Origin of the sequence: Pedobacter nyackensis, from assembly GCF_032678475.1 — a bacterium.
GTDB classification, from domain to species: Bacteria; Bacteroidota; Bacteroidia; order Sphingobacteriales; family Sphingobacteriaceae; genus Pedobacter; species Pedobacter nyackensis_A.
This window is the reverse complement of the sequence record NZ_JAVTSF010000023.1, coordinates 1-577: the sequence shown is the minus strand read 5'-3', so window position 1 is coordinate 577 and position 577 is coordinate 1. Positions and strand designations below refer to the sequence as shown.

Here is a 577-nt window from a genome sequence, read left to right as displayed (position 1 = left end):
ACCAGTTGTTCTTTCTAATGTACCTGTAAACTCATCTGTTCCGATCAGTGCCGGAGCTACAGTGTACGTCAGTTCAGGATCAGTCTCACCATATACTTTGGTTTTGGCAGCTGCTGTTACCGTAACCGTTTTGGCAGTGATGTTTAAGTTCGCTGGAACATAAGTCACCGCATAATTGCTGTTCAGTGCCAATGTACCCTGACCAATGGCATGGTCACCAATGTTCTCACCAGTTGCCCTCTCCAAGGTACCCGTAAACTCGTCTGTTCCGATCAGTGCCGGAGCAGCAGTGTACGTCAGTTCAGGATCAGCTTCACCATATACTTTGGTTTTGGCAGCTGCTGTTACCGTAACCGCTTTAGCCGTAATGCTTAAGTTCGCTGGAACATAAGTCACCGCATAATTGCTGTTCAACGCCAATGTACCCTGACCGATAACATGGTTGCCAATGTTCTCACCAGCTGCCCGCTCCAATGCACCTGTAAACTCGTCTGTTCCGATCAGTGCCGGAGCAACAGTATACGTCAGCTCAGGATCAGTCTCACCATATACTTTGGTTTTGGCAATGGCTGTCACC

1 protein-coding gene is annotated in these 577 nt (G+C 48.4%); it reads right to left on the bottom strand.

Translation table 11 applies throughout. The features are described from left to right. Positions 1-577: MBG domain-containing protein (locus R2Q84_RS25220; RefSeq protein WP_316819380.1), on the bottom strand; the 577-nt coding region annotated here is incomplete at both ends.